This is a genomic window from Enterobacter cloacae complex sp. Mu1197 (assembly GCF_040059225.1).
GTDB lineage: Bacteria > Pseudomonadota > Gammaproteobacteria > Enterobacterales > Enterobacteriaceae > Enterobacter > Enterobacter quasiroggenkampii.
Genome location: NZ_CP157375.1, coordinates 4,677,572 through 4,689,526, shown reverse-complemented (window position 1 = coordinate 4,689,526; position 11,955 = coordinate 4,677,572). Strand labels below are relative to the sequence as shown.

The following is an 11,955-nucleotide window of genomic DNA, read 5'->3' as shown; positions in this document are numbered from 1 at the left end:
TGACAATGAAAATTTAACTTAAAATTAAACAAAACAAAGCTTAATTTTCATCGAGTTAGCCACTTTTATGACAGGTTGTTTTCAGAAATATTTTCTTTATGTGACACTGAAAAAAGTAGCTGAAGATGACAAATTGTCATTATTAAAAATGAGAAAGGATTGATGAAAAACAAACCAGGCAGGATAAAAAAGCTCCACCCGAAGGTGGAGCCTGAAGGGTTTATTCTACAGTGACCGATTTCGCCAGGTTACGCGGCTGGTCGACGTCGGTGCCTTTGATCAGCGCCACGTGGTAAGCCAGCAGCTGCAGCGGAACGGTGTAGAAGATCGGTGCAATCACCTCTTCCACATGCGGCATCTCGATGATGTGCATGTTGTCGCTGCTGGCGAAACCGGCATCTTTGTCGGCGAAGACGTACAGGACACCGCCGCGGGCGCGCACTTCTTCGATATTAGATTTCAGTTTTTCCAGCAGTTCGTTGTTGGGTGCCACAACGATGACCGGCATATCGGCGTCAATCAGCGCCAGCGGGCCGTGTTTCAGTTCGCCTGCCGCATAGGCTTCAGCGTGAATATAGGAGATCTCTTTCAGCTTCAGCGCGCCTTCCAGCGCAATCGGATACTGATCGCCACGACCCAGGAACAGGGCGTGATGCTTGTCAGAGAAATCTTCCGCCAGCACTTCAATGCGTTTGTCCTGAGACAACATCTGCTCAATACGGCTCGGCAGCGCCTGCAGACCATGAACGATGTCATGCTCAACGGAAGCATCTTCGCCTTTCAGACGCGCCAGCTTCGCCACCAGCATCAGCAGAACGGTCAGCTGAGTGGTAAACGCTTTAGTGGAGGCCACGCCGATTTCGGTACCCGCTTTGGTCATCAGCGCCAGATCGGATTCACGCACCAGGGAAGAGCCCGGGACGTTACAGATGGCCAGAGAGCCCAGGTAACCCAGCTCTTTAGACAGTCGCAGCGCAGCCAGGGTATCCGCCGTTTCACCAGACTGGGAAAGGGTGATCATCAGGCTGTTACGACGCACCGCAGATTTGCGATAGCGGAATTCAGACGCAATTTCCACATCACACGGCACGCCCGCCAGGGATTCAAACCAGTAGCGAGAGACCATACCGGAGTTGTAGGAGGTGCCGCAGGCCACGATCTGAATGTGCTCAACCTTGCTGAGCAGTTCATTCGCATTTGCACCCAGCTCGCTCAGATCCACTTCACCGTGGCTGATGCGCCCGGTCAGGGTGTTTTTGATGGCGTTTGGCTGCTCGTAAATCTCTTTCTGCATGTAGTGACGGTAAGCGCCTTTGTCGCCCGCGTCGTACTGCAGGTTAGATTCGATCTCCTGGCGCTTCACCTGCTCGCCTTTGGTATCGAACACGGTCACGCTGCGGCGAGTCACTTCGGCGATATCCCCCTCTTCCAGGAAGATAAAGCGGCGGGTGACCGGCAGGAGCGCCAGCTGGTCAGAGGCGATAAAGTTTTCACCCATGCCCAGACCGATAACCATCGGGCTACCGGAACGCGCGGCCAGCAGCGTGGACGGATCGCGGGAATCCATGATCACCGTACCGTACGCACCGCGCAGCTGAGGGATAGCACGCAGCACCGCATCACGCAGTGTGCCGCCCTGCTCCAGCTCCCAGTGCACCAGGTGAGCAATCACTTCGGTGTCCGTTTCAGAGACGAAAGTGTAGCCGCGCGCTTTCAGTGCTTCGCGCAGCGGTTCGTGGTTTTCGATAATGCCGTTGTGCACAACCACGATGTGTTCAGACACATGCGGGTGCGCGTTGCCTTCAGACGGTTCGCCGTGCGTCGCCCAGCGGGTATGCGCAATACCGGTTCCCCCGTGCAGCGGATGTTCTTCCGCGGCCTGGGCCAGCATCTGCACTTTACCGAGACGACGCAGACGGGTCATATGACCTTCTGCATCGACGACAGCCAGACCGGCAGAGTCGTAACCACGGTATTCCAGACGACGTAAACCTTCGAGAAGGATTTCAGCAATATCACGCTGCGCAACTGCGCCAACAATTCCACACATAATTTATATTCCGAATTTAGGCATTATGCCTGCGTTGTCGCTGACCTGTATTTGCCCTTTCCGGGCGCCCCGAGCCTTGTAGAGAGTGGGGTTATTTTTATGGGTACTGCTTGTGGGGGGAGATATATATTTATCTCCTCTCCCGGGTTTGCCTGATGACGGCTACGCCTTATCAGGCCTACTCAATCGTAGGGCGGGTAAGCGTAGCGCCACCCGCCTTGTTGTTACTTTTTCTTCACCGGGCGTTTCCAGCCCTGCTTGCTGACCTGCGGAACGCGGCTTAATACCAGCTCGTTCTCGGCCACATCGCGCGTTACGGTTGTTCCAGCGGCAATAGTCACCCCGTTACCCACGGTAACAGGCGCCACCAACTGCGTATCGGAGCCAACGAACACGTCATCACCAATGATCGTTTTAAACTTATTGGCGCCGTCATAGTTACAGGTAATCGTCCCTGCACCAATATTCACGTTATTGCCAATTTCCGCGTCGCCCAGATAGGTCAGATGACCTGCTTTAGAGCCTTTACCCAGACGCGCTTTTTTCATCTCCACGAAGTTACCCACGTGAGCGCCTTCCAGCAGCTCAGCACCCGGGCGCAGACGCGCAAACGGGCCGATAGTACAGGCCACGTCCAGACGGGCATCTTCCACCACGCTGTACGGGCTGATTTCGCAGTCGTCACCGATGATGCTGTTTTTGATCACGCAGCCGGCGCCAATTTTGACGCGGTTGCCCAGCGTCACGTTACCCTCGAGGATAACGTTAGTATCAATTTCAACGTCACGCCCGTGAGATAATGAGCCACGCAGATCGAAACGCGCCGGATCGCGCAGCATCACGCCTGCCAGCAGCAGTTTTTCAGCCTGTTCGGACTGATAAACACGCTCAAGGCGGGAAAGCTGAAGACGGTTATTCACCCCTTCGGTTTCGCTGATGCGTGCCGGATGGACCGCCGCAATCTCGCGCCCTTCGTGGTACGCCATCGCAATAATATCGGTGATATAGTATTCACCCTGCGCATTGTTGTTGTTGAGCTTCGACAGCCAGCGCTTCATATCCGCGCCATTGGCAATCAGGATACCGGTGTTGATCTCCTGAATCTGACGCTGCGCCTCACTGGCATCTTTATGCTCAACAATACCCGTAACGTTGCCGTTTTCACGGGTGATACGACCATAACCGGTTGGATCGTCCAGCACGACGGTTAATAAACCGATGCCGCCCTGCGGTTTGGCTTCACGCAGGCGAGTCAGTGTTTCAACAGAGATCAGCGGAACATCGCCATAGAGCATCAAAATGTCTTCGTCATCCGCAAAGAAGGGCGCAGCCTGCTGCATGGCATGGCCTGTACCCAACTGTTCAGCCTGAAGCACCCAGTTGAGCTTGTCGTCGCTCAGCGTCTTTTTAAGCAGATCGCCGCCGTGGCCGTAGACCAGGTGAACCTGATTAGCACCCAGTTCATTCGCTGCATCAATGACATGCTGCACCATTGGCTTTCCTGCAAGCGTGTGAAGCACTTTAGGCAGGTCGGAATACATGCGGGTCCCTTTGCCTGCGGCAAGGATCACCACGCTCATCGCACTGTTTGACATACGCATCCTGACGGTAGTTTGAGTGAGAAGTAAAAACGTTTGATGCTTAAAATTCTACATCTTTTTCAGCATGAATTAAGGCCGAAAAAAAAAGCCAGCCTGGTATCCAGACTGGCTTTTGTGCTTTTCAAGCCGGTGTTACATCGCTTTTTTGGTCAACTCGATAACGCGCAGTTTCGCGATCGCTTTGGCCAGCTCCGCAGACGCCTGAGCGTAATCCACGTCACCATGAGAGCTGTTAATGTGCTCTTCAGCCTTACGCTTCGACTCCAGGGCTCGCGCTTCGTCGAGATCCTGGCCACGAATAGCGGTATCGGCCAGAACGGTCACACTGCCAGGCTGCACTTCAAGAATGCCGCCGGACAGATAGATAAACTCTTCGTGACCGAACTGTTTAACGATGCGGATCATACCAGGCTTAATGGCGGTGAGCAGCGGTGCGTGACCCGGGAAAATACCCAGTTCACCTTCACTACCCGTTACCTGGATTTTTTCGACCAGACCAGAGAACATTTGTTGCTCTGCGCTGACGACGTCCAGGTGGTAAGTCATTGCCATATCACCCTCCGATTAAGGCGTTAAAGTTTTTTGGCTTTTTCCACAGCTTCTTCGATGGAACCAACCATGTAGAACGCCTGCTCTGGCAGGTGATCGTATTCGCCTTCCATGATGCCTTTAAAGCCACGGATGGTGTCTTTCAGGGAAACGTATTTACCTGGAGAACCGGTGAATACTTCCGCAACGAAGAACGGCTGGGACAGGAAGCGCTGGATCTTACGCGCACGTGCTACCACCAGTTTGTCTTCTTCAGACAGTTCATCCATACCCAGGATGGCGATGATGTCTTTCAGTTCCTGGTAACGCTGCAGCAGGGACTGTACGCCACGCGCGGTGTCGTAGTGTTCCTGACCAACAACCAGTGGATCCAGCTGACGGCTGGTGGAGTCCAGCGGGTCAACGGCTGGGTAGATACCCAGAGACGCGATCTGACGGCTCAGTACCACGGTTGCATCTAAGTGCGCAAAGGTGGTGGCTGGTGATGGGTCAGTCAAGTCATCCGCAGGTACGTATACCGCCTGAACGGAGGTGATAGAACCGGTTTTGGTAGAGGTGATACGTTCCTGAAGAACACCCATCTCTTCCGCCAGCGTAGGCTGATAACCTACCGCTGAAGGCATACGACCCAGCAGTGCAGATACTTCAGTACCGGCCAGGGTGTAACGATAGATGTTATCAACGAACAGCAGAACGTCACGGCCTTCGTCACGGAACTTCTCAGCCATCGTCAGGCCGGTCAGCGCAACGCGCAGACGGTTTCCAGGTGGCTCGTTCATCTGGCCGTAAACCAGGGATACTTTGTCCAGAACGTTGGAGTCGGTCATTTCGTGGTAGAAGTCGTTACCCTCACGAGTACGTTCACCTACGCCCGCAAACACAGAGTAACCGGAGTGCTCGATCGCGATGTTACGGATCAGCTCCATCATGTTTACGGTTTTACCTACACCCGCACCACCGAACAGACCAACTTTACCGCCCTTCGCGAACGGACACATCAGGTCGATAACTTTGATACCGGTTTCCAGCAGTTCCTGAGAGCTGGACAGCTCTTCGTAGGAAGGTGCCGCGCGGTGGATAGCCCAACGCTCTTCTTCACCGATGTCGCCTTTCATGTCGATTGGCTGACCCAATACGTTCATGATACGACCCAGTGTTGCTTTACCTACCGGGACTTCGATCGGGTGCTCAAGGTCTTTTACTTCCAGACCACGACGCAGACCGTCGGAAGAACCCATCGCGATGGTACGCACGATACCGCCGCCGAGCTGCTGCTGAACTTCCAGCACCAGGCTCTCGTTACCATTCTGTACCTCAAGCGCGTCGTACACGCGTGGTACGGCGTCCTGAGGGAACTCGACGTCCACCACGGCGCCGATTACCTGGACAATCTTTCCAGTAGCCATCTTGAATCCTCTACGTAATTCGTAAACCTGGTTAAACCGCGGCGGCCCCCGAGACGATCTCGGTGAGTTCCTGAGTAATGCTGGCCTGACGAGCTTTGTTGTAAACCAACTGCAGCTCTTTAATCAGGCTGCCGCCATTATCGGTCGCGGCTTTCATCGCCACCATTCGTGCGGCCTGCTCGCTGGCCAGGTTTTCTACAACGCCCTGATAAACCTGAGATTCAACGTAACGACGCAGCAGGGTATCCAGCAGCGGTTTCGGATCGGGTTCATACAGGTAATCCCAGGTTTTTTGCTTCAGCTCGCCATCTTCTGATGCCGGTAACGGCAGCATCTGAGTGAGCGTTGGAACCTGAGACATGGTGTTAATGAATTTGTTGCTGACAACGTACAGTCTGTCCAGACGGCCTTCATCATAAGCCTGCAACATCACTTTAACCGGGCCGATCAGTTCGGACAGGGACGGGTTATCACCCATACCGGTCACCTGAGCGACAATGTTGCCACCAACGGAATTAAAGAAAGAGACGCCTTTAGAGCCGATCATTGCGATATCGCACTGAACGCCTTTTTCAGACCATGCTTTCATATCCGCCAGCAGTTTTTTGAACAGGTTAATGTTCAAGCCGCCACACAGACCACGGTCGGTCGACACCACCAGGTAGCCCACGCGCTTAACGTCGCGTTCTTCCAGGTAAGGGTGCTTATATTCCAGATTACCGTTTGCAAGGTGACCAATCACTTTGCGCATGGTTTCTGCATAAGGACGGCTGGCCGCCATGCGATCCTGCGATTTACGCATTTTGGAAGCGGCGACCATCTCCATCGCTTTAGTGATCTTTTGCGTGTTCTGGACGCTTGCGATCTTACTACGTATCTCTTTTGCGCCGGCCATGAGCTTCTCCTCAATGCCAGGCGGCTTGTCCTGAGACAAGCCGCCGGACGATTACCAGGATTGGGTTGCTTTGAAGGAATCGAGGATAGCTTTCAGCTTGCCTTCGATTTCGTCGTTATAGCCACCGGTCTGGTTGATCTCTTGCATCAGCGGAGCGTGATCACGGTCGACGTAAGCCAGCAGAGCGGCTTCGAAGCTACCGATTTTCGCCAGTTCCACATCTTCGAGGTAACCGCGTTCAGCCGCGAACAGAACCAGGCCCTGCTGAGCAACAGACATTGGTGCGTACTGTTTCTGCTTCAGCAGCTCGGTCACTTTCTGACCGTGGCTCAGCTGTTTACGGGTTGCTTCGTCCAGATCGGATGCGAACTGAGAGAACGCAGCCAGTTCACGATACTGTGCCAGCGCGGTACGGATACCACCGGACAGTTTCTTGATGATCTTGGTCTGAGCAGCACCACCAACACGGGATACGGAGATACCCGGGTTAACTGCCGGACGAATACCGGAGTTAAACAGGTTGGTTTCCAGGAAGATCTGACCATCGGTAATGGAGATTACGTTGGTCGGAACGAACGCAGAAACGTCACCCGCCTGGGTTTCAATGATCGGCAGAGCGGTCAGAGAGCCCGTTTTACCCTTCACTTCACCTTTGGTGAAGTTCTCGACGTATTCCGCGTTAACGCGAGAAGCACGCTCCAGCAGACGAGAGTGGAGGTAGAATACGTCGCCAGGGAACGCTTCACGTCCAGGTGGACGACGGAGCAGCAGGGAAACCTGACGATAAGCAACAGCCTGTTTAGACAGGTCATCGTATACGATCAGCGCATCTTCACCGCGGTCACGGAAGTATTCGCCCATTGCGCAACCGGCGTATGGCGCCAGGTATTGCAGTGCAGCAGATTCAGACGCGGTCGCCACCACAACGATGGTGTTAGACAGTGCGCCGTGCTCTTCCAGTTTACGAACCACGTTGGAAATGGTGGACGCTTTCTGGCCGATGGCCACGTACACACATTTGATGCCGGAGTCACGCTGGTTGATGATGGCGTCGATAGCCATTGCGGTTTTACCGGTCTGACGGTCACCGATGATCAGTTCACGCTGACCACGACCGATTGGGATCATGGCATCAACGGACTTATAACCTGTCTGAACAGGCTGATCTACGGACTGACGGTCGATAACGCCCGGTGCGATAACTTCGATTGGGGAGAAGCCATCGTGCTCAACCGGACCTTTACCGTCGATTGGCGCACCCAGGGTGTTAACAACGCGACCCAGCAGGCCACGGCCAACCGGCACTTCCAGAATACGGCCAGTACACTTAACCTTCATGCCTTCGGCGAGGTCAGCGTATGGACCCATCACAACTGCACCAACGGAGTCGCGCTCCAGGTTCAGTGCGATAGCGTAACGGTTACCCGGCAGGGAAATCATCTCACCCTGCATACAATCGGCCAGGCCGTGGATGCGGATAACACCGTCACTTACAGAAACAATAGTACCTTCGTTGTGAGCTTCACTCACAACATTGAACTGAGCAATGCGCTGCTTGATCAGTTCGCTGATTTCGGTGGAATTCAGTTGCATGCTCCAGTCCCCTTAAGACTGCAAGACGTCTGCAAGGCGCTCAAGACGGCCGCGTACGCTGCCATCAATGACCATATCACCCGAGCGGATGATTACGCCTGCCATTACAGACTTATCGATTTTGCAATTCAGCTTAACTTTGCGTGACAGACGTTTTTCCATCGCGGCGGTAATTTTCGCAAGCTGTTCGTCACTCAGTTCAGTCGCAGAAGTCACTTCGACTTCAGCGGTAGCTTCACTAAGGGCACGTAAGTGCTCAAACTGCTCGAGAACATCCGGGAGCACACGGAGACGACCATTCTCTGCCATCACCTTAATCAGGTTCTGGCCGTTGGCATCCAGTTGCTCTCCGCACACGGCGATAAACGACGCGGCGAGGGTTTCAGGTGCTAACGCACCGGAAAGCAACTCGGCCATTTGTTCGTTTTTCGTCACCTCAGCGGCAAACGCCAGCATATTCTGCCAGCGATCGACATTTTGGTGTTCGATAGCAAAGTCAAAAGCTGCTTTGGCGTAGGGGCGAGCTACCGTAACAAATTCAGACATCAGCCCCTCCCTCCTTACAGTTCAGCGACAAGTTTGTCCACGATGTCGCTGTTAGCAGCTTCATCCACGGAACGTTCGATGATCTTCTCGGCGCCAGCAACAGCCAGAATCGCAACCTGCTTACGCAGTTCTTCACGAGCACGTTTACGCTCAGCTTCAATTTCAGCCTGAGCCTGTGTCACGATCTTAGTACGTTCCTGTTCTGCTTCAGCTTTAGCTTCGTCCAGGATCTGCGAACGGCGTTTGTTAGCCTGTTCGATGATAACCTGAGCTTCCGCTTTCGCTTTTTTCAGCTGGTCTGTCGCGTTGGCCTGTGCAAGGTCCAAATCTTTCTTAGCGCGTTCTGCAGAAGCCAGACCGTCAGCAATTTCTTTCTGACGTTTTTCGATGGCAGCCATTAAAGGCGGCCATACATACTTCATGCAGAACCAGACAAAGAGAATAAACGCGATGGCCTGGCCGAGGATTGTTGCGTTCATGTTCACAGCACAATACCTCTTTAATATCTGTGGCTTAGGGTTTTAAAACTACTACTACGCGACAGCAAACATCACGTACAGACCCAGACCTACAGCGATCATTGGGATAGCATCCACCAGACCCATAACGATAAAGAACTGAGTACGCAGCAGAGGAATCAGATCAGGTTGACGCGCAGCGCCTTCCAGGAATTTGCCCCCGAGGATGCCGATACCGATCGCAGCACCGATAGCCGCCAGACCCATCATCACAGCGGCAGCCATGTACAGCAGATCCATATTCAGGTTTTCCATGACAGTCTCCAGTTTGTTTCAATTAAAACGTAGTAGTGTTGGTAAAAAATCAGTGCTCTTCAGACGCCATCGACAGATAGACGATCGTCAGAACCATGAAGATAAAGGCTTGCAGCGTAATGATCAGGATGTGGAAAATGGCCCACGGCACATTCAGAACCCACTGTGACCACCACGGCAGAAGACCCGCGATCAGAATGAAAATCAGCTCACCCGCATACATGTTGCCGAACAGTCGCAGACCCAGTGAAACAGGTTTGGACAGCAGGCTAACGCCTTCCAGGATCAGGTTGACCGGAATAAACGCCCAGTGGTTGAACGGCTGCAAGGTAAGCTCTTTCACAAAGCCGCTTACGCCTTTCATTTTGATGCTGTAGAAAAGAATCAGGATAAACACGCCCAGCGCCATCGACAGGGTGATGTTCACGTCCGCAGACGGTACCACACGCAGTGCAGGCAGGCCGAAGATGTGCTCGCCGATGAACGGCAGCAGATCGATTGGCAGCAGGTCCATCAGGTTCATCAGGAAGACCCAAACGAACACGGTCAGCGCCAGCGGAGCAATCAGCTTGCTCTTGCCATGGTACATGTCTTTGACGCTGCCATGGACGAAGCCGATGATCATTTCGATGAAGGTCTGGAATTTCCCTGGTACACCGCTGGTCGCTCGTTTAGCAACACCGCGGAACATGGCCAGGAACAGAAGACCCAAAACCACCGAGAAGAACATGGAGTCGATGTTGATCGTCCAGAAGGTGGCCGGGGGGTTATGTGGATCCACCAGCGAGAATGTACGCAGGTCCAGCTGAAGGTTATTCAGATGGTGACCTATGTAATCCTGCGGCGTCATATTTTCTGAAGCCATGATGCCTTTTACCCTTTGTTATTGATTACAGCTGGAGCCAGAACTTGTACCACCAGCACCAAAACCCACGTTGCTATCAGCGGCATGAAGACCACTTTCAAAACCGCCAGCGCCATCACCAGTAGGGCAAAGGTCAGCAACACCTTACACACTTCGCCGAGAGCGAAGGACCAGGCCACGCGGCCTTTGGCAGGTGTATGCGCCTGATGACGCCAGGCAAAAATCATAAACAACACGTTTGGCAGCACAACCGCCAAACCCCCGCACACGGCGGAGATGCCCCAGAAGGGGTCTTTGAGGCTAAACAGCAGTCCACTTGCTATCACAGCCAGAAACTGAATGAACAGAAGCTTACGAGCAACGTTTCTACTCAAGAGCGACACAGACATCACGTTTTTACTCCTGCTCCCTTCGAGGTATGCCGCGTGTCGTATAAAACGTCCTTTAAGGCTCAGAGTCAAGCATCAAAAAGCGGTCAAATTATACGGTGCGCACCCGTGATTTCAAACATTAAGTAGCGAAAAGGTGAATAAATGTTTAAATATTTTTCCCCACCGCTATTTTTTAACTTTCGCTGAAAGCGTCAACCTTCGACCAAAACTGCAAACAGCGCGAAAACGTTGACGATAAAGCGTGCACGAGATCACAAAACACACATTTGCGATAAGGTTGTATTTATCAAAGGCGCAAATCGCGGAAATTTATCTTTATGAAATTAAACGCAAAACGTCGTAACTATTTTCAAAACAGCCCAGTACACAATAAAAACCTTTTATTGACATTCTTAATAAATAATTAACATTGCGTTCTGGTTACTGCCTTCCACTTTTAGCAGACTTATATTTTCACAGATGACTATCTTCTCGGTGAATAACAGTTACTTCGTTAACCGGAAGAAAAACCTTAGTGAAGCAGAGGTTAAAAGCTGCCCGATAAATCCCCGCTAGTTGTGCTGTTTTTTAACATGATAAGAACAGCACGAATTCCACATTTTTTATTAATTTTTTAAAAATTGTTTGGCTTAATTATCACCAGGTGACGTTCACCTTCGAGCTGAGGAATCTCTAATTTCTCAATAGACTCGACAGCAAAACCGTCCGGAAGCTGTTCAATCTCATCGCCTGGCAACTGCCCTTTCAGCGCATAAAAGCGGCCGTTTTCCGCAGGTAAGTGTTTGCACCAGCTCACCATATCGTTGAGCGACGCAAATGCGCGGCTGATAACCCCATCAAACGGCGGCTCTGCCGGGAACTCCTCTACCCTGCTCTGCACGGGCGTGATGTTCTCAAGCTTCAGCTCATGCTGTACCTGACGTAAAAAGCGCACGCGTTTGCCGAGGCTGTCCAGCAGCGTGAAATGGCTCTCAGGGCGAACAATCGACAGCGGAATACCCGGCAGACCAGGGCCCGTCCCCACGTCGATAAAGCGTTCACCTTTCAGCCAGGGGGCAACCACGATGCTGTCGAGAATGTGGCGAACGAGCATCTCGTTGGGGTCGCGAACAGACGTCAGGTTGTACGCTTTGTTCCATTTGTTCAGCATATCGACATAGGCCACCAGCTGATTTTTCTGGTGATCGGTGAGCGAAATACCTGCCTGATCCAGCAGACGAGAGAGTTTGTTGAGCACGGTGAATACCTGTTGAGAGACTTAAGTGGCGGGTGGCGCTGTGCTTAC

At 52.7% G+C, this 11,955-nt stretch carries 12 protein-coding genes; all 12 read right to left on the bottom strand.

The window, feature by feature from the left end; all coding sequences use genetic code 11:
• Positions 1-220: 220 nt before the first annotated feature.
• The 12 genes from glmS to rsmG all read right to left on the bottom strand — a co-directional run bounded on the left by glmS (position 221) and on the right by rsmG (position 11,907).
• On the bottom strand, positions 221-2,050 hold the full coding sequence (gene glmS, locus ABFV38_RS22080) for a glutamine--fructose-6-phosphate transaminase (isomerizing) (RefSeq protein ID WP_021242665.1): 1,830 nt from the start codon (positions 2,048-2,050) through the stop codon (positions 221-223).
• Positions 2,051-2,274: 224 nt separating this feature from the next.
• Positions 2,275-3,645, bottom strand: coding sequence for a bifunctional UDP-N-acetylglucosamine diphosphorylase/glucosamine-1-phosphate N-acetyltransferase GlmU (gene glmU / locus ABFV38_RS22075; RefSeq protein WP_126535069.1), 1,371 nt, complete (start codon positions 3,643-3,645; stop codon positions 2,275-2,277).
• A gap of 138 nt (positions 3,646-3,783) precedes the next feature.
• Positions 3,784-4,203 (bottom strand): F0F1 ATP synthase subunit epsilon, encoded by a 420-nt coding sequence (locus ABFV38_RS22070; protein WP_003862360.1) that lies wholly within the window; start codon positions 4,201-4,203, stop codon positions 3,784-3,786.
• Between the two features lie 20 nt (positions 4,204-4,223).
• Positions 4,224-5,606: a F0F1 ATP synthase subunit beta gene (gene atpD, locus ABFV38_RS22065; protein ID WP_003862362.1), complete on the bottom strand. Its 1,383-nt coding sequence runs from the start codon at positions 5,604-5,606 to the stop codon at positions 4,224-4,226.
• A 31-nt stretch (positions 5,607-5,637) separates the two neighbouring features.
• Positions 5,638-6,501, bottom strand: coding sequence for a F0F1 ATP synthase subunit gamma (atpG, locus tag ABFV38_RS22060; protein WP_024907886.1), 864 nt, complete (start codon positions 6,499-6,501; stop codon positions 5,638-5,640).
• Between the two features lie 51 nt (positions 6,502-6,552).
• Positions 6,553-8,094, bottom strand: coding sequence for a F0F1 ATP synthase subunit alpha (gene atpA / locus ABFV38_RS22055; RefSeq protein ID WP_003862367.1), 1,542 nt, complete (start codon positions 8,092-8,094; stop codon positions 6,553-6,555).
• A gap of 12 nt (positions 8,095-8,106) precedes the next feature.
• Positions 8,107-8,640 carry a F0F1 ATP synthase subunit delta gene (gene atpH / locus ABFV38_RS22050; RefSeq protein ID WP_008500192.1) on the bottom strand — a complete coding sequence of 178 codons (534 nt, stop codon included), beginning with the start codon at positions 8,638-8,640 and terminating at the stop codon, positions 8,107-8,109.
• Positions 8,641-8,654: 14 nt separating this feature from the next.
• Positions 8,655-9,125, bottom strand: a complete 471-nt coding sequence (gene atpF, locus ABFV38_RS22045; RefSeq protein ID WP_003862370.1) for a F0F1 ATP synthase subunit B — start codon at positions 9,123-9,125, stop codon at positions 8,655-8,657.
• Positions 9,126-9,173: 48 nt separating this feature from the next.
• Positions 9,174-9,413 carry a F0F1 ATP synthase subunit C gene (atpE, locus tag ABFV38_RS22040; protein WP_000429386.1) on the bottom strand — a complete coding sequence of 80 codons (240 nt, stop codon included), beginning with the start codon at positions 9,411-9,413 and terminating at the stop codon, positions 9,174-9,176.
• Between the two features lie 49 nt (positions 9,414-9,462).
• Complete coding sequence (atpB, locus tag ABFV38_RS22035) at positions 9,463-10,278, bottom strand: F0F1 ATP synthase subunit A (protein WP_008500193.1); 816 nt, start codon at positions 10,276-10,278, stop codon at positions 9,463-9,465.
• 8 nt (positions 10,279-10,286) lie between these two features.
• A complete protein-coding gene (gene atpI, locus ABFV38_RS22030) occupies positions 10,287-10,667 on the bottom strand; it encodes a F0F1 ATP synthase subunit I (protein ID WP_008500194.1) in 381 nt (126 codons plus the stop codon).
• Between the two features lie 616 nt (positions 10,668-11,283).
• On the bottom strand, positions 11,284-11,907 hold the full coding sequence (rsmG, locus tag ABFV38_RS22025; RefSeq protein ID WP_045909355.1) for a 16S rRNA (guanine(527)-N(7))-methyltransferase RsmG: 624 nt from the start codon (positions 11,905-11,907) through the stop codon (positions 11,284-11,286).
• Positions 11,908-11,955 lie beyond the last annotated feature (48 nt).